This window comes from Xylella taiwanensis (genome assembly GCF_013177435.1).
GTDB classification, from domain to species: domain Bacteria; phylum Pseudomonadota; class Gammaproteobacteria; order Xanthomonadales; family Xanthomonadaceae; genus Xylella; species Xylella taiwanensis.
In genome coordinates this window covers 2,516,803-2,537,982 of record NZ_CP053627.1, presented here as the reverse complement: position 1 = coordinate 2,537,982, position 21,180 = coordinate 2,516,803, and the positions used below count along the sequence as shown (strand labels likewise).

Below are 21,180 nucleotides of genomic sequence, written 5' to 3'. Positions count from 1 at the left end.
TGGTGGATGCTGTGATCAGTCCGTGGTGTTGGTCTCTACCAGGACGCGATGTGGAAACGATCGCGTCGGTCCACTGTTTGACAACGCTGGAGGACGAAGATACAGATGTACGATTCGATCCAGTGTTGTCATGGACTTTGAACTGCTAGGAGAGTGTTGAGCGTTTGTTGAATCGTATTCAAGCATGTTCGTGGAGTTTTCATACGTGACGGCAAGCGTGTCAGTAGCGATCCTGTGTTTGCCTCACTGGCTTGTGTGCGTTGGATCGTGTGTGAAAATGTAAACATGACTTGGCGATTTTGGAACAGCATGTCGTTGCTGTGAATCGACAGAGAGATTGAGGTGTCGGTGTGTCCTTCACCGGACGGAGTTTTGCTCACAGTGGTTGGACACGCGACAATGGCAGTTCTGTCGGCATCGGCTTTCCGGTGATCGTTGGCTCTGGCGGTTTGCTTGGTCGCTCACATCCGATTTCTCCTTAGATTTAGAGGTTCCTACCACACTATGTCCAATACGCCCAAGCTCATCTACACACTCACAGACGAGGCGCCGTTTTTGGCAACGCAGTCCCTATTGCCGATTATCACGGCTTACACCAAGGTTGCTGGTATCCAAGTTGAGACACGTGATATCTCTTTGGCCGGGCGCATCTTGGCGCAGTTTCCTGATGTATTGACCGAGGCGCAAAGAGTCAGTGACCATCTCGCTGAATTGGGCGAAATGACCGCTAGACCTGACACCAACATCATTAAGCTGCCAAACATCAGTGCTTCGATACCGCAGCTAAAGGCGGCGATCAAAGAGTTGCAGGAACAGGGTTACTCTTTGCCGGATTATCCGGATGAACCAAAAAATAGTGTGCAGAAGGATGTCAAGGCGCGTTATGACAGAGTGAAGGGCAGTGCGGTCAATCCGGTACTGCGTGAGGGCAATTCCGATCGCCGCGCGCCGTTGTCAGTGAAGAATTATGCACGTAAGTACCCGCATCGGATGGGTACGTGGAGCAGTACATCTAAGTCGCATGTCGCGCATATGGAGGATGGTGATTTTTTCGGCAGCGAACGCTCCGCTACACTCGGTCAGGCTGGTATGTTGAAGATCGAGTTGATTGGCAAGGATGGTACGGTGACGGTCCTCAAGGACAAGGTTGCAGTGAGTGCCGGTGATATTGTCGATGCTGCGGTGCTGAGTAAGCATGCGTTGGCTGCGTTTGTTACTGCACAGATTATTGATGCAAAGACCCAGGGGGTGCTGTTCTCGGTGCACCTGAAAGCCACGATGATGAAAGTGTCCGATCCAGTGATATTTGGGGTGTTTGTTTCAGAGTTCTACAAAGAGGCTTTGGTGAAGCATGCTGACACGCTAAAACAGATTGGTTTTAATCCGAACAATGGTATTGGCGATTTGTATGCACGCATTGCTGCATTGCCGGAGGATATACAGGCAGTCATCAGGGCTGACGTGCAGGCGCAGTATGCCGAGCGTCCTGGTTTGGCGATGGTTGATTCAGACAAGGGCATCACTAACTTGCACGTGCCCAGCGATGTGATTGTGGATGCGTCGATGCCGGCGATGATCCGTAGTTCTGGGCAGATGTGGAACGTTACAGGTAAGCTCCAGGATACCAAGGCAGTGATTCCGGATCGTTGTTATGCCGGTGTCTATCAGACAGTGATTGATGATTGCAAGCTGCATGGTGCCTTTGATCCGGTGATGATGGGTTCGGTGCCCAATGTCGGCTTGATGGCGCAGAAAGCCGAGGAATATGGTTCGCACGATAAAACGTTTCAGTTGCAAACTAGCGGTGTGGTCCGTGTCAGTGATGATCGGGGGGAAGTATTGTTCGAGCACTCTGTCGAGGCTGGTGACCTCTGGCGTATGTGTCAAACGAAGGATGCGCCGATCCAAGATTGGGTCAAGCTGGCGGTGGAACGTGCCCGTATGAGTAACATTCCTGCAGTGTTTTGGTTGGACAGTGTCCGTGCGCATGATGTGCAGATGATTACCAAGGTTGAGCGTTACTTGAACGACCACGACACCAACGGTTTGGACATTCTTATCCTGTCACCGGTAGCAGCGATGAAATTCTCCCTGGCGCGTATCCGTAAAGGTCAGGACACGATCTCGGTGACCGGTAATGTTTTACGTGACTATCTAACTGACTTATTCCCAATCATGGAATTGGGTACCAGTGCCAAGATGCTTTCGATTGTCCCGTTAATGTCGGGAGGTGGTTTGTTCGAAACCGGTGCCGGCGGCTCAGCACCTAAGCATGTGCAGCAATTTACTGAAGAGAATTACCTGCGTTGGGATTCGCTGGGGGAGTTTCTGGCGTTGGCAGCATCGTTGGAGCATCTTGGTAGCCGTTATGATAATGCTGCTGCCAAGGTGCTGGCGAAGTCGCTGGACGTGGCTAACGGTCACATTTTGGATAACAACAAATCTCCCGCACGCCAAATTGGCGGGTTGGACAACCGTGGCAGCCATTTTTACTTGGCTTTGTATTGGGCTCAGGCATTGGCTGCACAGGATGAGGATGCTGTGTTGAAGGTTAAGTTTGCAGCTTTGGCTAAGGTGCTGAGTGAGCACGAAACCGCCATCGTTGCTGATATCAACGGTGTTCAGGGAGCTCCAGTGGATATTGGCGGTTACTACCATCCTGACTTGGTCAAGATTGCTGCGGTGATGCAGCCTAGTAAGATCTTCAACGACACGTTGGCGTTGTTATCGAGTTGATCGGTTGTGGTTGCCAAGCAGTGGAAGGGGCTTGATGAGTTTTGGCAAGAAAATAAAGGCCCGTGTCTTCAGATGCGGGCCTAAGTGTGTTTGGTTGTGAAGAGTGCTATCAGTTCAGTCTTGTCTGTTCGTGACTGAATGCCATCATCTGTCTGTATTTGGGAAGGGATTTCTGCTCAGGTGTGATTTACAGAAAGGGATATTAATAAGCGAGTGATGAACGGGGTAGGTTAAGTATTGTATGTACTTGGTATAAATCTGCATTAACTTAAGTTAACACTCAAGTTTGGGCTGGTAGCGGCAGATCGTGAGGAACGCAAGTGAAGTCTACAGAATGTACTAGTTAGAGAAAGCGTGTATTTCTGTCTGCTCAATTCAATCTAAACAGATATGAAGGTGGAGTAGGAACTGCTCTGTTGGATTGGAGAGCTGATCAAAGTATTACTATCGTTTTGTGACTGCATGATAGCCAGTCTTACAATTCAAGGTTTAGTATGAGGTGCATCACTTTCCATGAAGGGATTGCCTTCAGTTTGTAGGGTCTGAGCCAGAGCTAGCTGGTCTATGGAGCACTGTTAAATAATGGAGGTGTAGCCATGAATGGTCGGCTCAATTTGGCACTATTCACTATTTGATTAAATCACGGTTCCAAAAAATTCGCTCAGAATTATGGGACTGGGCACAGCAAAACAAGAATATGATCCCAGCATTGTAAAGAGTAATGCCGCTACCACTGGTTCGAGAAGCAGATGCAGATTGTGCTTGATCTTTTCGATTGAGTTCGTTACGAACCGTGGTAGCTACTCATGCGTTGAAGGAAAGATGTTCGATGAGAGTGTAATGATTCCGAGATATCAGTTGAACGTAGTTTGTTTAGAGGTCTATGGGCTAGGCTACAAGCGTGTATATCTAGCGCTTCATCGAACCAAAGAACTCGTCGTTCGACTTGGTGTTCTTCATTTTATCCAGCACAAACTCCATTGCTGTGATCTCATCCATCGGGTGTAGTAGCTTGCGAAGGATCCAAATTTTCTGCAGTAGATCGGATTCGATCAGCAGGTCTTCGCGGCGAGTACCTGAGCGATTTATATCGATTGCCGGATAGACACGTTTCTCGGAAATGCGGCGATTTAGATGTAACTCGCAGTTGCCGGTGCCCTTGAACTCTTCATAGATCACTTCATCCATTTTGCTGCCAGTGTCGATAAGTGCGGTGGCGATGATCGTCAGCGAGCCTCCTTCTTCGACATTACGTGCTGCGCCGAAGAAGCGCTTGGGGCGATGTAGCGCGTTTGCATCTACGCCCCCAGTCAGTACCTTGCCTGAGCTGGGGACGACGTTGTTGTAGGCACGCGCCAAACGGGTGATCGAATCAAGTAGGATGACCACGTCCTTTTTATGTTCGATTAGGCGCTTTGCGCGTTCTATCACCATTTCGGCGACTTGTACATGGCGTGCAGCTGGTTCGTCGAAAGTTGAGGAAATAACCTCGCCACGAACGGTGCGCTGCATTTCTGTCACTTCTTCAGGGCGTTCGTCAATCAATAATACAATCAGATGTACTTCCGGATGATTGGTCGTGATCGCCGTTGCTACCTGTTGCATCAGCATCGTCTTACCGGCTTTGGGCGGAGATACAATCAGCGCACGTTGCCCTTTGCCTTGTGGCGCCATCAAATCGAGGATACGGCCAGTAATATCCTCTGTTGAGCCGTCGGCGCGTTCCAAACGGAAGCGTTTGCGTGGAAACAGCGGGGTCAGATTTTCGAAAAGGATCTTATTTTTGGAGGCTTCCAGAGGTTCGCCATTGATCGTATCGACGATTGACAGTGCGAAGTAGCGTTCACCATCTTTCGGGAAACGGATGCGGCCTGACAGATGATCACCAGTGCGCAGGTTGAAGCGGCGAATTTGGCTGGGGGAAATATAGGTATCGTCTGGGCCGGCCAAGTAACTGGCCTCGGCCGCACGCAGAAAGCCGAAACCGTCTGGCAGAATTTCTAGCACGCCATCAGCAACTACACCTTCACCGTGACGGGTCAGTACTTTTAGAAGTGCGAAGATCACGTCTTGTTTGCGTGCGCGTGCAACACCCTCGTGGATGTTGAGTTGCTCAGCGATCTCCAGCAATTTGTGCGCTGGCATCTTTTTCAGATCACTTAGAGAGTAAACTGGGAATCCCTCTGGTACGCTTGGGTGCGGGCGCGGCATAAATGGTTCTTGGTTGCCCTCCTCACCGTTACTACCGTTATCTTCGCGGAAGCGATCACGATTACGCTCGCGTCGGTTGCGGAAGCGGTCGCGCCGGTTGTTGTTGTTGAACCGCTGATTGTTTTGCCCATAGCCTTCGCTAGGTTCACTGCTGTCCTGTAGAGATGTGGTGCTCACAGATGTTGGCGGCAGTACTTGTGAGGCAGGGGAGGCTGATTCCAAATGGGCACATGGAACTTCTGTATTTGGTGCTTGCGGCTGTACGGTTTGGTGCGTCACAGATTGTTCGCTGTTTTCCACGGTGGCCTTGCTCCCGCGGATCTTACGCACGATCTTTTCGCTTTCGCCATGTGCGGCAGCGCTCCCGCTTTCGGAACTTGTGATATCGGACAATTGTATTTTCCTCGCTATAAGAGATGCGAGCGCCCTGCAAAGGCGGACAGGTTTAAGAAGTGGGAGTAATTTGAGAATTTTGAGAATACGGCAGCGCGCGTTGGGGCCGAATAAGCTGCACACTATCATTGTCTGTGCTGCCAAGCAAGCGTGGCAATACAAGTGATTTGACTGCATTCAGGTAGCCGAATTAGGAGGTGCGAGGCATCAGGGCCCGGTGTTTGCTAGGACTTTGTCAATCATTTGGGTGAGCCGACCCTTTCCGACGGGCCCGATCTGGGTAATCTGCACTTGACCAGCTTTGAACAGTAGCAGCATGGGGACAGAGCACACGTGATACTTAATTGCTAGTGCGCGGTTCTCGTCGATGTCGACTTTGGCAACTTTTAATCTACCTCCGTAGCTTTGGGCCAAATCGTCTAGTACTGTGGAGATCATCTTGCACGGACCGCACCATTTAGCCCAGAAATCCACTAATACAGGTTCTTCGGATAGCAGCACCATAGCATCGAAATCGGCATCGCTGACATGTAGAACATAGTCGCTCAATTGATTATCTCCTCGGACGGGAAGGCACCTGCCGGTCAGACAGATGGTTACATTACGGTAAGCTTGAATACCGTGCGATTGATCAATCGCTCAACCTGAAGCGCCGCCACCTTGCACAAAGATTTCAGTTTGCGGTGCTGCTGCAATCGATGCAACCCGCCTCCGAGCCGCTCCAGATCCAAGACGAAGACTGAACGATGAGCGATAAATCATTGACAAATATAAATTTTTATTCATTTGATCTGCATCCGATGTTGCTCGCTGGGCTGACAGATGCAGGATTTACACTCTGCACTCCGATCCAGGCGCTAACCCTTCCGGGTGCATTAGCTGGCCGTGATATCGCCGGCCAAGCTCAAACAGGTACCGGGAAAACTTTGGCGTTTTTGGTAACGGTAGTTAATCGTTTGCTCAGTCGTTCGGGGTTAGTCAATCGCAAACCTGAAGATCCGCGTGCGTTGATTTTGGCGCCAACACGTGAGCTTGCGATTCAAATTTATAAGGATGTGCTGAAGTTTGGTAGCAATCTTGGCTTGCGTTTCGCGTTAATTTATGGAGGCGTTGACTACGACAAGCAACGCGAACTGTTGCGCAAAGGTGTGGATGTGATTATTGCGACCCCGGGGCGCTTGATTGATTACGTTAAGCAACACAAGGTAGTTTCGTTGCACGCTTGTGAGATCTGTGTCCTTGATGAAGCTGATCGGATGTTTGACCTGGGTTTTATCAAGGACATTCGCTTCATATTGCGGCGTATGCCGGAGCGTGGTAGTCGCCAGACTTTACTGTTCTCGGCAACTCTCAGTCACCGCGTATTGGAGTTGGCCTACGAGTATATGAACGAGCCAGAGAAGCTAGTGGTGGAGACGGAGACTGTTACTACTACGCGGATCCGTCAACGTATCTATTTCCCCGCTGCAGAGGAGAAAATTCCATTGTTGCTGGGCTTGCTCTCGCGTAGCGAGGGTATGCGTACCATGGTATTTGTGAATACAAAAGCGTTCGTTGAGGATGTGGCGCACGTGCTGGAGAAGGCTGGCTACCGGGTCGGTGTGCTGTCCGGAGATGTGCCGCAGAGGAAGCGTGAAGTCCTGCTCAATCGTTTCCAAAAAGGACAATTGGAGATACTGGTTGCTACGGACGTCGCTGCACGTGGATTGCACATTGATGGTGTTAATTACGTATACAACTACGATCTGCCATTTGATGCTGAAGATTACGTTCACCGTATCGGTCGCACTGCGCGTTTGGGGGCTGAGGGTGACGCGATTAGCTTTGCCTGCGAGCGTTACGCGATGAGTCTGCCGGACATTGAGGCATACATTGAGCAGAAGATCCCGATCGGAGCAGTGACTACTGAGTTGCTGGTCCCAGTGCCGCGTCTTGAACGTGCATCTGAGGGTAAGAATGATACTATTGATAAGATTTGCCCTGATACTAGCGACGTGTTAGCTGCCCCGGAATGGCGTCGTAGCAGTAATCGAGGTAAGCCTAGAGGCAGCCTTGGAGAACGCGATGGCCGCTCCCGTGTAGGTGAAGTGCCTAGATCGGATGGAGGAGGTGGTATGCGCCGCCGTGCTAAATTTCGTTTGGAGCCCGAGCGTGCTCCCAGTGTGGCTGCTGCTGGGACTAGTATAGTTGCAACCGCTCCTGTACTTGCAGTTAAGGCGGAGATAGTATCTGCTGCGGAGCAGGAGGGGGTGCATAAGCCCAGTCGTCGGCGCTGTGGTTCGGGTGGCAGCAACCATGTTGCCGTCGCTCCAGCTCAAGTGGTTGCCAAGCCAGGTAGCAAACCGTCGCTGTTAGGTTGGATAGCGCGCCGCATCCGTTCACTGTTCGATGCAATCTAACAATTCAGATTGTAACAAGGTCAGAAAGCGCATTACGGCGTAGTGTTACGATGCTCCAAATATGATTGCGCACATGAGTGTCCTTCGTTTCGATAATGTCAGTAAGCAGTACGCCGATGGCCATCTTGCTCTTGACGATGTCAGCTTCAGTGTTAACGAGGGTGAGATGCTGTTCGTCACTGGTCATTCTGGGGCCGGTAAGAGTACGCTGCTCAAGCTAATTCAGCTCAATGAGCGTCCCACACGCGGTGCGTTGTTGTTCGCTGATCGAAATCTGCTGAATGTACGTGGGCGCCAGATAGCATTTCATCGGCGTCAGGTCGGTGTTGTGTACCAGGAGCACCGTTTGCTGATGGATCGCAGTATCAGTGATAATGTTGCTCTGCCGCTCGTTTTACGTGGTATCCGTCGCGTGGAGATCGCTAAACAGGTGTGTTCAGTCCTGGAGCGGATTGGCTTGGCTCAACGTGCACGGGCGTTGCCATCGGAGTTGTCGGCTGGTGAGCAGCAGCGTGTCGGCATCGCTCGTGCGATTATTGGTCAGCCACGTTTGTTGATTGCTGATGAGCCTACCGGCAATCTCGATCCGACGTTAGCTGCAGAGATCATGCAGTTGTTTGTAGAGCTGCCGGCACGCGGTACTACTGTGTTGGTGGTCAGCCATGACGTGGCTTTACTGAAGAAGATGCGTAAGCGTGTACTGATCCTGGATCATGGACATCTGGTTGACGACATCTCGCCACAGGACTTGGCAGAATGAATAAGTCTCCCATTGAGTTTATACGCTCAAGGTTGGCTGTCTGGGTTGGTTACCATATGCACAGCATAGTGTTTAGCCTTGGTTGTGTGATGCGCAAACCCTTGGCGACACTGCTGACCGTCGTGGCACTGACACTCGCGTTTGCGCTACCGCTTGGTTTGTCGATCATGTTGGATAACCTTAGGTCGTTGGCTGACAGCGTGCAGCAATCTCGGCAGATTAACCTGTTCTTGAAGACCAATGTGGATATCGCGACGGCTGAGCGTCTGGCTGCGAAACTGCGTAGTCGCTCCGATGTCGCTGCGGTCGTCCTTCGTACTCCAGAGCAGGGCTTGTCTGATTTGCGTGGAGGTGCGAAGTTGGGTGAGGCGATAGATGCGCTTGGTAAAAATCCGCTGCCGAGTTTGTTGATCGTTATTCCTTCCATGTCTGCTATAGATGGGGAAGTGGCGCAGGTGTTACAGGCGCTACCAGAGGCTGACTTGGTACAGTACGACGTGCTGTGGCAGCGTCGGCTGGATGCTTGGCTAGGCTTTGGTCAATATCTGGTGCATATACTGTCAACTCTGTTCGGCTTTGGTGCTGTAATGGTGGTTGGCAATACAGTGCGGCTGGATATCCAATCTAGGCGTCAGGAGATTGCTGTGCTACATCTGCTTGGTGCTAGCGATGGTTTTATCCGTCGTCCTTACCTGTATCTTGGGGCGTGGTACTGTTTGGGCGCTGGTCTGGCTGCGTTTGGTTTGCTAGGACTGATTGGCTTAGTGTTGCGTGTGCCACTGATGGTCCTGACGGATAGTTATAGCAGTCGTTTCGCCCTTCATGGGTTGGACATCTCCCAAAGTGTCATGATTCTGGCGGGCATTCTGTTGTTGGGCTGGCTTGGTGTATGGCTGGTGACGGGGCATTTCTTGCGTCAAATGCGTCCTACGTAAATTATGAGAACTACATGCTAGTTTCTGAACTCAAGCATAAGCATCTGATCAGTGATACGCCAAGGGTGATGGTCGTAGATGGTTCCAAATTGGTTCGTCAATTGATTACAAATGTGTTGCAACGTGAGTTGCCAGAGGTGGACGTGATCGGCTGTACCAGCATTGCTGAAGCACAGCAGACACTAGATGCTGGCGCAGTGCATTTGGTCACGACTTCGTTGTTTCTCCCTGACGGTGATGGGTTGGCTTTAGCGCGTAGCGTACGGGAGGTGTCTGGCCAAGCTTATGTGCCGGTGATCGTGGTCTCTGGTGATACCCAGCAGCACTTGGTTGAGCGTCGTTTCACTGAGTATGTGACCGATTATTTCGACAAGGCGTTAGGCTACGAGGCACTGGCCGCCTTCATACGTGGTTATGTGCAGCCTGAGCCAGTATCCAGAGGCACAGTGTTGTATGTGGAAGATAGTCGCGTGGTTGCTGAGGCGACTACACGTATGCTTGAGCGTCAGGGTTTGAGTGTGGTTCACGTACTTACCGCTGAAGATGCATTCGCACTGTTAACTGCTGAATCGCTGAGACGAACCGAGTACAGTATCGACTTGGTGCTGACTGATGTGACCTTGAAGGGTGAGCTTAACGGCTGTGACGTAGTGCAACGCATCCGTATCGATTTTGCTTACGGTAAGCGCCGCCTTCCAGTGCTTGTCATGACTGGTGACACCAATTTGCAAAATCAATCAGAATTGCTGCGAGCCGGAGCCAATGATTTGGTGCAGAAACCTATCGAAGAGCGTTTGCTTGTAACTAAAGTGTTGTTCCAGCTGCACTTGGCACGTCTTAAAGATCATCTGGTGACAATCTGAGTGGTATGAGCGAACAAGTTGGGGTCAATGATGGTATTGCCGAGTCGCGGATTCAACTGGAATCTTCTTGGAAGGCGCGGGTTGGTAGTTGGTTGTTGCGTCCAGAAATGCTTGGTTTGGCAGCGTTCCTGCGTGCGAGAAAGGTTGCTGGCGTAAGGGTCTATCCACCTGGCTCTCAGATATTCGCGGCGTTCGAAGCAACCCCATTCGAGCAGGTCAAGGTCGTGATCCTCGGTCAGGATCCTTATCATGGCTATGGCCAAGCGCATGGCTTGTGTTTTTCGGTGCGACCGTGTACTCCAGTGCCTCCTTCTTTGTTGAACATTTATAAAGAGATCGAAGATGACCTTGGACTCATGCGCCCTGACCACGGTTGTCTGCTTCCCTGGGCAAAGCGTGGTGTGTTACTACTCAATGCGGTACTTACGGTAGAAGACGGTCGTGCAGGTGCGCATCAGGGTAAGGGCTGGGAAGGCTTCACCGACCACGTGGTTGATACCTTGAATCGTGAGCGCGAGGGACTCGTATTTATGCTCTGGGGTAGCTATGCCCAAACCAAGGGTAAGGTCATCGATACCCGTCGCCACTGTGTACTCAATGCTGCGCACCCTTCACCGTTGTCAGCCCATCGTGGTTTTCTGGGTTGTCGTCATTTTTCTCTTGGTAACCAGTACCTGACCCAACGTGGTTTGGCACCCGTGGATTGGAGTTTGCCATCATGTAGCGCACTGGATGGTCCAATCTAAATGGTAGAATAACTGGACCATGATCATCGATTCATGGCAATCCTAGATAGGGCTTTAAAAAGTTAAATAGAATTTCTAAAGATTTATTCTTTTGAACCCAATAGCTGTGACTGTGCGGTTACTTTAGATTTAAGGTGCTTCTTATGAGTCAAAACGCCTCAATGGTTCTTGTGGAAAACAACTTGCCTGTTCCAAATGCGCTTGGTTCGTTGGAGGCATACATCGGCGCTGTGCATCAGATCCCGATACTTTCAGTTGATGACGAGCAGGTGCTGGCCCGTCGTTACCGCGACGAACAGGATTTGGATGCAGCACGCGAGTTAGTGCATTCCCACTTGCGTTTTGTTGTGCGAGTGGCCCGTGGTTATAGCGGTTACGGCCTATCGTTAGGCGACTTGATCCAAGAAGGCAATATCGGCCTGATGAAAGCTGTCAAGCGTTTTGATCCAGATATGGGGGTGCGCTTGGTTTCTTTTGCAATGCACTGGATTCGGGCTGAAATGCATGAATTCATTTTGAAAAATTGGCGCATAGTTAAAGTCGCTACGACAAAAGCGCAGCGAAAGCTGTTTTTTAACCTTCGAAAATCCAGGACCCGTCTGGGGTGGATGAATGCCGAGGAGGTTAGTGCAGTTGCCAAGGATCTCAACGTCTCCGAACGCGAGGTATTGGAGATGGAGTCACGTTTGTCAGGTCGGGACATCGGTTTCGACGCTCCGGAGGAGGACAACGCTCCACCATCACCGGTTGGCTACCTAATTGCTAATGATAGTGATCCTTCTCAAGCTTACGAACGCGGTAATAATGAGGAGACCCAATTACGACTGTTACAGGAAGGTTTGTCTGCCTTGGATACCCGTTCGCGAGACATTATTCGGCGTCGTTGGCTGGAGGCAGATAAGAAGGTTACGTTACAAGAGTTGGCTGACGAATATAGAGTTTCAGCAGAGCGTATTCGGCAGATTGAAGCCAATGCACTTAAAAAGATGAAGGTGTTGTTCGCTGCTTGATGTGCTCGATTTTAAAATTTAGGATACAAGGCTACTTTTAGGAATGCGGATTCGGGTATTTGAATCCTATATACGGCGCTACGATGTCGTTTATTAGTTTTGTCTTTAAATAATGCTATTCAATTGTTCTAATGTCAGCCCTTGCTAAGTTTCATGTGTTATTGCTGCTGTTGCGATTAGGTATGTTTGTTCGGTAAGGTCCAGGCAGTTGCATCGTGTGGGTAGTTACTGTTCTTTGTCGATCTTTTAACTCGTTTTTTTGGGGGGGATGGCGCGGTTATTTAATAAGCGTGTTATTCATAGGCTAGGGAAGCTGTTGACAACGACTGCCAAGTAATGTGGTTATTGAGCGCTCATGCGAAATTTAATCTGGAAAGGAAAACAGGTGTTGACGCCAATTGGGACACATTGTGGAAGTGCGTCGTCCCAGATAGAAGTGGTGTAGATATGTGATACACCGTATCCAATATAGAATGTTGAATATCTGCTCTCTGAGCAGAGATGCGGGCATCGAAGCATAGGTTACGAAATATCGAGGGTAAAAAAAGATGCCATGCTTGTTAGTCGACACAAGCAATGATGCCATAAAGATGTTTTATGAAGTGTATCGTGATGACTGTGTGGAGCGGAAAAGCATATATCTCTGCTGATTGATGTAGGTTTTGTGCTGGTTGGTAATGTGCTTGTGTGGCGATAATTTGTAGCTTTATGAAAGCAGCGAAGAGAAGATGTTTACGTTGTTTTTGTATTTTTATCTGGAAGTTTCTTGTATCTTTCTTGTATCTGGAGAAGCTGAGCTTCGTGGAGATTGGTTTGTACAGCTTAAGTAGTACCGTACTATCGCCTTTAGTTATGAGAAAATCTCTTGGAGTTTCTTATCCCTGGATTATGTCGATTTGTTGATACTATTTTTTGGCTAAATTGATGGCAGCGTGATACCTAGTAAAGATCAACTGGGTCCACGTCTAGCGACCAACGGACCCGGCGTGCCTCTGGCAGAGCATGAATCGCTGGTATCAGAACATTGAGTGTGCGGTGTAGTGCGTTTCGTTGGGAACTAGACAGCAATAATTGGTAGCGCTGGTAGCCGGCGCGGCGTGGCATTGGTGCTGGCATTGGACCGTAGCACTCAACTGCATTGTCCTGCGGCATGTGGTTGCGTACTGTGTCGAGAAATTGTTGCGTTGTGGTGATGTCTTTCGCTTTGACACGCAGGAGTGCCAAGTGTGCAAATGGCGGCAGACCAGCGGCGTGGCGCTGTTGCAGCTCGGCATTAGCAAAGATGTGGTAGCCGCCGTTGATCAAGGTTTGCAACAGTGGATGATCTGGGTGGTGAGTTTGCAGCCAGACCTCGCCAGCACGTTTAGCACGGCCAGCACGGCCAGCAACTTGGATCAGTTGCTGGGAGAGCTTTTCAGTGGCACGGAAGTCGGCTGAGAATAGGCCTTCGTCGATTCCGACTACAACTACCATCGTTAAGTGTGGCAGGTGATGCCCTTTGGCTAGAATTTGAGTGCCTACCAGAATGCCGGCGGCATTGCCGAGTTTGGTGAATTGCGTCTTTAGTGCTTCACGGCGCTGGGTCGTGTTGCGATCGATACGTATCACGGGATGGTTGGGGAAAGCCTGGATCAGGCGCGCTTCTAGGCGCTCGGTGCCTATGCCCTGTGGCTGCAGCGACGAACTCCCGCAGTCTGGACATGATAGTGGCATCGGCTGGCGTGCGCCGCAGTGGTGGCACTGTAAGTAGGTCCCGCCAGTGTACACAGTCATCGGGGTGTGGTGCAGTACCGTGCTGCAGCGGTGACAGGTAGCGGTCCAGCCGCAGTCGTGACACAGTAACACCGGGGCGTAGCCCCGCCGGTTCTTAAATACGAGTACCTGCTCATCACGCGCTAAAGTTGCGTTGATGCCGGCTAGTACCTCGGGTGATAGACCGTCTTGAAGTGGTCGTTTGCGTACGTCCAGCACACGCACCTGAGGGGCACACGCCTGACCGGCACGGTAAGTTAGGCGCAGGTGCCTGTAGCGTCCGGTATGCGCGTTGTATAGTGATTCCAGTGAGGGTGTGGCGCTCCCGAGGATCACCGGTACGTTCAGTGCTTTGCCGCGTACTAAGGCGAAATCACGCGCGTGGTAACGGATGTTGTCTTGCTGCTTGTAACTCGTGTCGTGTTCCTCATCCACTATAATCAGTCCGGCGTGAGGCAGCGGGGTGAACACCGCTGAGCGAGTCCCGAGTATCAGCCGCGCTTCGCCGGATCGGGCTGCGGCCCACACGCGGGCGCGTTCGCCGTCTGCAAGCCTGGAGTGCAGGCTATGTACGGGTACTCCGAGGCGGGCACGGAAGCTGGTTAGAATTTGAGGGGTTAAGCCGATCTCAGGGACTAAGACCAATGCTTGCCGACCTACAGCTAAGCAGGCAGCGATAGCTTGTAGGTAGACTTCCGTTTTCCCGCTGCCGGTGACTCCATCCAGGAGATAAGTTTCGAAGCCTGCGCTGGCGTTTAGTGTCTCAACTGCTTTCTGTTGTTCAGTGTTGAGTACAGGGTTGGTGGCGGCCTGGATGATTGAAGGTGTGGTTGTAGCTTTCTTGACGCGTTCAACATAGCCGCGCTTGGTCAGGTTGCGTGCGGCTGTTCTCCAGTTATTCATCTGAGTGTCAAGTGCATCTTCCGTTTGATCGTTGGTGGCGAGCAATTCAGCCAGCTGTGCCGAGTGGCTGCTGCGACGCAGCTTGGCAGCACCAGTGTGTCCGATTTCGGTTAAATGCCAAGCCCAGGTGCAGGTGTCAGGCAATGGTTCACCATGACGTAGCAGTCCGGGGAGAGCCGTGGCCAGGATCTCACCGAGTGGGGTATGAGTGTAGCGTGCTAGCCAGTGTAACGACCTTGCCAACTCGCCATCCAGAATTGGTATGTGGTCAATCCAGGTGAGTGCCTCGCGTAATGGCACTGAGACCTCGGCTGATGCCAGCTCGACCACTACACCTATCAGTTCACGTGGTCCGAATGGCACCCTTACACGGCAGCCTAAGCTTGGGTCTGGGAGTGGCATGTTGCCTGGTGGCAGATAGTCGAAGCATTGCGGTAAAGGTATTGGCAATGCCACACGTAGGATCGTAGGGGGCATTGAGAAAGTTTACTGATCGGATGTCGATAAGACAGTGTTTGGTTTGGTCTTTATTCTCTTGGTCATTCTCATAAACAAAAGGTAACTTATCGTTCTATTTGAAGAAAGAGCGTTATCCACATTGCTTGTGGATAACTCTGTGGATTTCTCTTGTAGTCCACGCTGCGATGGTGCTGCCATCAGCCTCTTGCTTGGATTGGACAAAAAATAGCCATAATTTTTTTTTCTTTTAGATCATCCACTTAGTAACGAAGCGTGGTTGCAATATAGAGAATCGATGCCTTCTGAAAAGGTGCTATATGTCAAGCCCCTATGCTGTGTACAACCTACTCGAATAGTGAATTTAGTAGGGGACGACAAGAACGTTGGATCAACTGTACGTCAAGAGGTCGTCTATCCCGCCCTGGCCGCTATCATGCTTGGATACTGGAGTGTCCATGACCGCTGTTCCCAAAGCTGTAATTACTTCTCCTGCTGCCCTATTGGCTTTTCTACGCGGCGTTGAGCGCCGTGCCATCGTCCTCGTTGAGTTACAGACTGGAACCATATCTGCAGCACAGACGGCGTTGCCTGCTGCAATCAGGATTTTCGGTGCCGAGGCTGTAGATTATCCCTTCGCTGAGTGGTCGCGGCGCTTTTGGAGTTTGCTGTGTGGTGCCCCGGTGCTGCGTCGGCCACCCCTTACAGGCCAACGCTGGCCAACAGAGTTGATGGCGTTGCAAGCCATGGCAGTGGAGGACCGGCTTGCACTGTTGCTGCGAATCGTTGCTGGCCTGGATGAAGCACAGGCTGCGGTGGTATTGGATCAGCCGTTGGAAAATTATTACCAGGCGCTAGCGCGTGCCTGCCCACGTGACGTGCAAGGTCGTCCGAACCCAGCGGCTTGGCGTGTATTGGCAGAAGCAGCTCAGCAGCGGGTACGGAGTTTATCTATCAAGCGTCTGGTCACGACGACTGTGCTTCCGTCTCCATCGGTGCAGATCAGTGTCGCTGAGTCTGCTGTCTTACGATCACCTGGGCGTTGGAGATTTGACCGGTATTTGGCCGTAGTCGGGCTGATATTGGCGCTGATCTTCATATTGAATTGGGCTTGGAACCGGCATATGTCGGTGCCGCAGCTCCAATCTGTGTCCAATGGGTTTCCTGTCGTGTTGCCTCTTCTAGAAGATTCGCCGGTATTCATCGAAGAACTACCAGATTACGTATCGTCTGTGCCGCCGCAGGAGCTATCGCCAGATCTTGCCGATCGCGCTATGCTTGACGATAGTGCCCTGGAAGCTGCGCGTCAGGCTGATTTCTTGGCTTGGTACGTGGCTGGCCAGCCGATGCCTCCGAATGAATCCGAACCGGCCCCAATGGTTGCCTCCGGCATTCGGCATAGTGGAAATGGTCGATGATCAGAACCGAGCGCCGTCGTACGTGTTGTTGTTTGTGTGTTCTACTGGTTTTGTTAGGTGGGGTTTGTATCCGTGGCCAAGCGCAGGATTTGGTCATGTCTGCAGCGTCAAGCTCGGCCCAGAAATTGGTGCGTTGGCAGCACATGACCACAGCGCAGCAGGCTGACTTGCGCTTGCGTTATCGCGCTTGGTTGGCTTTAGTACCTTATGAGCATGTGCGTCTTTTGAAGGCTCAGGCCGAGATTGCGTCGCTGTCGCCAATGCAACAACAGGCACTGCAAGCACGCTTCGCTCGATTGGATCGGATGTACAGCCACGGTTGGTTGCTGGGTCCACGCTTGGGCGCGCACTATGTGCATCTACAACCGCTGATTGGCTACGTCCCTGAGACTGAGCGAGCGCCGCTTTTGGCATTGCTGCATGCTTTGGACGATACACAGTTAGCGCAATTGGCGATATTGGTTCAGCGCACTCCACCTGCGCAATGCGCTGCGTTGCGCAGGGAATTGCTGGCACAGATGCCGACCGATCGCGGTGCATGGTTGCTCGCACGGCTGCGACGCTAGAGTGCGATGAAGTGATAAAGATGAAGTGATAAAGAATTTATATGATCAAAGTGATGTCTAAATATTTTGAACAGCTGAAAAACTGCATAAAGCGACCTAATACCGATTTTTAGGAGCCAAGACGTCTTTGATTCGTTTTGATTGTTGTGGCTTTAGTGGCGTTTAGTGTTTGTCACAGTCTTCTGTTTCATATTTGAAGATCGTCATTTCTTCTCTAGGGATATTAAATTTTTCTGGCTTGGGTTCCCTACTTTCTGATGAAAGTGTGATATATTCCAAGAAATAAGCCGTTGCGTGATCTTAAGTGGCCAGTGTCTTTAACTAGGCCTGATTTAAGGATGCGCTTTCCATTTTTTCTATGCCAGTCTCGTTTTTGACATCGCGTTTTGGTTCTGAAGTGTGCGCTACTCTTATACTCGCGCTGCCACTCGTGTTCGGTCACATCTCCATTGGTCTGATCGGTTTTGTAGATAACGTCATCGCTGGTCATCATGCTACCGTCACCCTAGCCGCATCGACTATTGGGACTGCATTGCTATGGTTACCAATGCTGGTACCGATGGGCACACTAATTTCGTTGACGGTGTTGGTATCGCAATTGCATGGTGCCGCCCGTGACGAGGAGATTGGGCCGTTGTTCCGCCAAGCGTTGTGGCTGGCTATGCTGTTGGGGCTGGTGATGTTTGCTTTCCTCAGTATGGTACCAGCGCTGCTGCCGATCTTCGGTATCGTCCCCGACATCGTGCCGGGTGCGACTAAGTTCTTGCATGCGGTGCGTTGGGGGAGTTTGGCATTGCCTCTGTACTTTTGTATGCGCTATTTCAGTGAAGGGATGCACTGGGCTTTGCCGACGATGCTGGTGGGTTTTGGTGGCTTGCTAGTGTTGGTGCCGTTGAGCTATGCGTTGACCTGCGGTCGCTTCGGTTTTGCCGAGTATGGTGCCGAAGGCTTGGGCATCGCCACGGCGACTGTAATGTGGCTGCAGGCGGTTGTGTTTGCATTGTATTTGTGGCGGTCGCGGCGCTTCGCCGACCTGCAGTTATTCGTGCGTCTAGAATTGCCTTGCTGGGTACGTATTCGTGAACTGTTGAATACCGGACTACCGATCGGTATCAGCCTTCTGATGGAGAGTGGGTTGTTTCTTGTCATTACATTGCTGATCGGTCGGCTTGGTACCGATCAAACTGCCGCGCATCAAATTGCCCTCAATGTTGCCCAACTGTGCTTCATGATTCCGATGGGCGTGGCCGAGGCGACCACAGTGCGGATAAGCCATGCTGTGGGGCGTCGCGATCTTCTGGGTATGCGCCGTGTCGCTTGGGCCGGCTATGCGATTGTGATTGGGACCCAGACACTCTCAGCAAGTGCGCTTTTGCTCGGATATGACGCGATTGTGTCGGTCTACACGCAGGATTTGGTGGTGGTGGCTCTGGCTTCTAAATTGCTGCTGTTCGCGGCCATCTTTCAGTTCCCGGATGGCCTCCAGATGCTCTCGTCCGGTGTATTACGTGGGATGAAGGACACTCGGGTGCCGATGTTGCTGGCGATAGTCTCGTATTGGGGCTTGGGCATGCCGCTTGGTCTTGGGCTTGGTTTTGGCCTGGACTGGGGTTCTCGCGGTATGTGGATCGGTTTAATCATTGGCTTGACTGCGGCTGCAGTGTTGCTTGGCTGGCGGTTCCATGTGGTCAATGGGCGCATGCTTACCCGTATTACCTAAATTCCCAGTCACAGCGCGGTGATGCCGACACCCGCTATGCTGATCGGCGTTCAAGATGATGTAAGTTTTTCAAGGACCGTTTCATGAACCAATCTTTGCCCAGAAATCTCATTGTCCGTTTCTTCGTTGGCTTATGGGATGCGATGAATTTTACCCGGCGTCTGATTCTTAATCTGACGTTCTTCGCTTTCTTATTTTTAATATTATTGATTATGGCAGTTGCGATGGTGCGCGGTTGGAAAGGCAAGCCGCTCGACGAACGCACTACTCTGGTGATTGCGCCACAAGGCGCCCTGGTGGAACAGTTCAGTGCCGATCCGGTCAGCCGTGCTCTAGCCAAAGCGACGGGTGACAAGAGTGGTCAGGAAGTTCAACTCCGTGATCTGATTAGGGTGCTTGAGGCTGCGTCCAAGGATAAAAAAGTTGAACGTGTCCTGCTTGATTTGGACAAACTACAGCCATCCGGTTATGCCTCGCTGCGTGAGATCGTTGTCGCGTTACAGAATTTGAAAGGTTCAGGCAAGCAGTTAGTTGCCTTTAGCGAAAGCATGACCCAGGCGCAGTATCTACTTGCCGCACAGGCGGATGAGATTTATTTGGATCCAATGGGTAGCGTCCTGCTTGAGGGTTTGGCTCGCTATCGCCAATATTTCCGCCGGGGATTGCAGGAAAAATTGGGAGTGGATGTGCATCTTTTCAGGGTCGGTGAATATAAATCCGCGGCCGAGCCTTTTATCCTTGATGCGGCTTCACATGATGCCAAGGAGGCGGACTTGTTCTGGATGAACGATATATGGCAACGCTATTTGGCTGATGTTTCTAAGGCGCGTAAGCTCGATTTGGTGCAATTGAGTGCTAGTGTCGACAGACTGCCACAGGATATTTTTGCTAATCATGGTGATTTAGCCAAGTATGCATTGGCGCATAAACTGGTAGATGGGTTGAAAACCCGCGAGCAAGTTAACCAGTTAATGGCCCAGCGTGGTGTCGCCGACAAAAAGGCCGATGGCGGTTTCCGCAATGTAGACTTCGGCACTTATCTGAGTTTGCTGGATGCACAGAGCTTGCCGCTAGGCATGTCTTCGCAGGTTGCCGTCGTTGTCGCAGCGGGCGAAATAAAAGAAGGCGAGCAACCTGCAGGGTATATTGGTGGAGAGTCGACCAGTGTGCTCTTGCGTAAGGCACGAGATGAAGAAACGGTCAAAGCGGTGGTGCTTCGAGTGAATTCGCCCGGCGGAGAAGTCTTCGCTTCCGAGCAGATCCGCCGTGAAGTGGTCGCACTGAGACAGGCCGGAAAGCCGGTGGTGGTATCGATGGGGGATATGGCTGCTTCCGGAGGGTACTGGATCAGTATGAATGCCGATCGCATCTATGCAGATCCATCCACGATCAGTGGCTCGATTGGCATCTTCGGGCTGATCCCAAATATCACTCGTACGCTGGATAAGATGGGGGTGCATACCGACGGAGTGGGTACTACCCGTTTTGCAGGTGCGCTTGATATCAGCCGGCCGCTGGATCCGCAGGTTGGGCAGATCCTCCAGACTGTGATCGACAAAGGCTATGCAGATTTCACAAGTAAAGTTGCGCAGGCGCGTCATCGTTCTGTGGAGGAGATCGACCGTATTGCTCGCGGTCGTGTATGGAGTGGTGCGCAGGCCAAAGAACGTGGTTTGGTCGATGAATTCGGGGGAATACATGCGGCGATTACTGATGCTGCGAAGCGTGCCAAGCTTGGTGATGGCTACTACAGCGTGCGTTATGTTGAGAAGGCAGTCAGTCCATTCATGCAGTTCATGATCAGCTTGATGTCCACTCGGATGGGGATCTGGGCGTTGGGAGATTCAGACTTGGCTCGGATGTTGCTCGCCCGTATTTCTCCGGAGACCGAGGTACAGATGCGCTTTGTTGAGGATGCAGTGCGTGAGACTAAAACGGGCGGGCTTCCAGTAAAAACCTTGGTTTACTGTTTCTGTGGACTTTAACCGCTTGCGGCGGACCGTGGTGCGATTGGATTCCGTGTGTCGGCCTTCGGGCCGGACTCTGCTTTTGTCTTTATATGGTTTTTCTTAAGTCTGCTGTGATGTCATTTAGACGCGGCAACCAAGTTTGGGTATGTCATGAATTCCGTGGGAAATGGCACTGGTGATGTTGTTACAAGTCGTCCAAAGCATTACGTTACGTTCGCAGACGACAGTTGTGGTGTGAGTGCGATACAAGCCGGTGTGACGTTGATTTATTGGGTTTTGGATGGACGATGAAGTTTTGTTGGAAGCTGACAGCGTTGAGTAAGAGCCATGAGTGACTGATCG

Annotated in this window: 13 protein-coding genes and 1 pseudogene; 11 read left to right on the top strand and 3 right to left on the bottom strand. The window is 51.3% G+C overall.

Annotation, left to right across the window (positions count from 1 at the left end):
• The first annotated feature begins 504 nt into the window (after positions 1 to 504).
• Complete coding sequence (locus PLS229_RS10675) at positions 505 to 2,736, top strand: NADP-dependent isocitrate dehydrogenase (RefSeq protein WP_038271238.1); 2,232 nt, start codon at positions 505 to 507, stop codon at positions 2,734 to 2,736.
• A gap of 909 nt (positions 2,737 to 3,645) precedes the next feature.
• Here the strand turns inward: PLS229_RS10675 and rho are convergent.
• A pseudogene (rho, locus tag PLS229_RS10670) lies at positions 3,646 to 5,085 on the bottom strand (transcription termination factor Rho); the annotation flags it as partial.
• 462 nt (positions 5,086 to 5,547) lie between these two features.
• Positions 5,548 to 5,889 carry a thioredoxin gene (gene trxA / locus PLS229_RS10665; protein ID WP_038271240.1) on the bottom strand — a complete coding sequence of 114 codons (342 nt, stop codon included), beginning with the start codon at positions 5,887 to 5,889 and terminating at the stop codon, positions 5,548 to 5,550.
• 197 nt (positions 5,890 to 6,086) lie between these two features.
• Between trxA and rhlB the strand changes: the two genes are divergently transcribed.
• The 6 genes from rhlB (at position 6,087) to rpoH (ending at position 12,053) form a co-directional block, all read left to right on the top strand.
• Positions 6,087 to 7,739, top strand: coding sequence for an ATP-dependent RNA helicase RhlB (gene rhlB / locus PLS229_RS10660; RefSeq protein ID WP_038271241.1), 1,653 nt, complete (start codon positions 6,087 to 6,089; stop codon positions 7,737 to 7,739).
• 73 nt (positions 7,740 to 7,812) lie between these two features.
• Positions 7,813 to 8,499: a cell division ATP-binding protein FtsE gene (ftsE, locus tag PLS229_RS10655; protein ID WP_038271242.1), complete on the top strand. Its 687-nt coding sequence runs from the start codon at positions 7,813 to 7,815 to the stop codon at positions 8,497 to 8,499.
• Entirely contained in the window at positions 8,496 to 9,434 is a 939-nt protein-coding gene (ftsX, locus tag PLS229_RS10650) for a permease-like cell division protein FtsX (protein WP_038271243.1), read from the top strand. Before ftsE ends, ftsX begins: the two co-directional genes overlap by 4 nt.
• A 14-nt stretch (positions 9,435 to 9,448) precedes the next feature.
• Positions 9,449 to 10,297, top strand: a complete 849-nt coding sequence (locus tag PLS229_RS10645) for a response regulator (protein WP_038271244.1) — start codon at positions 9,449 to 9,451, stop codon at positions 10,295 to 10,297.
• Positions 10,298 to 10,302: 5 nt separating this feature from the next.
• Positions 10,303 to 11,043, top strand: a complete 741-nt coding sequence (gene ung / locus PLS229_RS10640; RefSeq protein WP_038271245.1) for a uracil-DNA glycosylase — start codon at positions 10,303 to 10,305, stop codon at positions 11,041 to 11,043.
• Between the two features lie 143 nt (positions 11,044 to 11,186).
• A complete protein-coding gene (gene rpoH / locus PLS229_RS10635) occupies positions 11,187 to 12,053 on the top strand; it encodes an RNA polymerase sigma factor RpoH (protein WP_038271246.1) in 867 nt (288 codons plus the stop codon).
• 939 nt (positions 12,054 to 12,992) lie between these two features.
• Here the strand turns inward: rpoH and PLS229_RS10630 are convergent.
• Complete coding sequence (locus PLS229_RS10630) at positions 12,993 to 15,185, bottom strand: primosomal protein N' (protein ID WP_038271247.1); 2,193 nt, start codon at positions 15,183 to 15,185, stop codon at positions 12,993 to 12,995.
• A 437-nt stretch (positions 15,186 to 15,622) separates the two neighbouring features.
• Between PLS229_RS10630 and PLS229_RS10625 the strand changes: the two genes are divergently transcribed.
• The 4 genes from PLS229_RS10625 to sppA all read left to right on the top strand — a co-directional run bounded on the left by PLS229_RS10625 (position 15,623) and on the right by sppA (position 20,853).
• The gene (locus PLS229_RS10625) at positions 15,623 to 16,582 is read left to right on the top strand and encodes a hypothetical protein (protein ID WP_038271248.1); all 960 of its coding nucleotides are present in this window, start codon (positions 15,623 to 15,625) and stop codon (positions 16,580 to 16,582) included.
• 95 nt (positions 16,583 to 16,677) lie between these two features.
• Positions 16,678 to 17,148, top strand: a complete 471-nt coding sequence (locus PLS229_RS10620) for a DUF3106 domain-containing protein (protein WP_230428250.1) — start codon at positions 16,678 to 16,680, stop codon at positions 17,146 to 17,148.
• Positions 17,149 to 17,506: 358 nt separating this feature from the next.
• Complete coding sequence (locus tag PLS229_RS10615) at positions 17,507 to 18,868, top strand: MATE family efflux transporter (RefSeq protein WP_038271250.1); 1,362 nt, start codon at positions 17,507 to 17,509, stop codon at positions 18,866 to 18,868.
• Positions 18,869 to 18,951: 83 nt separating this feature from the next.
• Positions 18,952 to 20,853, top strand: coding sequence for a signal peptide peptidase SppA (sppA, locus tag PLS229_RS10610; protein WP_038271251.1), 1,902 nt, complete (start codon positions 18,952 to 18,954; stop codon positions 20,851 to 20,853).
• Positions 20,854 to 21,180 lie beyond the last annotated feature (327 nt).

Excerpts from the sequence above, each read along its gene's own strand:
- PLS229_RS10675 (WP_038271238.1), top strand. The coding sequence starts at position 505 with ATGTCCAATACGCCCAAGCTCATCTACACACTCACAGACGAGGCGCCG.
- rhlB (WP_038271241.1), top strand. The coding sequence starts at position 6,087 with ATGAGCGATAAATCATTGACAAATATAAATTTTTATTCATTTGATCTG.
- ftsE (WP_038271242.1), top strand. The coding sequence starts at position 7,813 with ATGAGTGTCCTTCGTTTCGATAATGTCAGTAAGCAGTACGCCGATGGC.
- ftsX (WP_038271243.1), top strand. The coding sequence starts at position 8,496 with ATGAATAAGTCTCCCATTGAGTTTATACGCTCAAGGTTGGCTGTCTGG.
- PLS229_RS10645 (WP_038271244.1), top strand. The coding sequence starts at position 9,449 with ATGCTAGTTTCTGAACTCAAGCATAAGCATCTGATCAGTGATACGCCA.
- ung (WP_038271245.1), top strand. The coding sequence starts at position 10,303 with ATGAGCGAACAAGTTGGGGTCAATGATGGTATTGCCGAGTCGCGGATT.
- rpoH (WP_038271246.1), top strand. The coding sequence starts at position 11,187 with ATGAGTCAAAACGCCTCAATGGTTCTTGTGGAAAACAACTTGCCTGTT.
- PLS229_RS10630 (WP_038271247.1), bottom strand. The coding sequence starts at position 15,185 with ATGCCCCCTACGATCCTACGTGTGGCATTGCCAATACCTTTACCGCAA.
- PLS229_RS10625 (WP_038271248.1), top strand. The coding sequence starts at position 15,623 with ATGACCGCTGTTCCCAAAGCTGTAATTACTTCTCCTGCTGCCCTATTG.
- PLS229_RS10620 (WP_230428250.1), top strand. The coding sequence starts at position 16,678 with ATGTCTGCAGCGTCAAGCTCGGCCCAGAAATTGGTGCGTTGGCAGCAC.
- PLS229_RS10615 (WP_038271250.1), top strand. The coding sequence starts at position 17,507 with ATGCCAGTCTCGTTTTTGACATCGCGTTTTGGTTCTGAAGTGTGCGCT.
- sppA (WP_038271251.1), top strand. The coding sequence starts at position 18,952 with ATGAACCAATCTTTGCCCAGAAATCTCATTGTCCGTTTCTTCGTTGGC.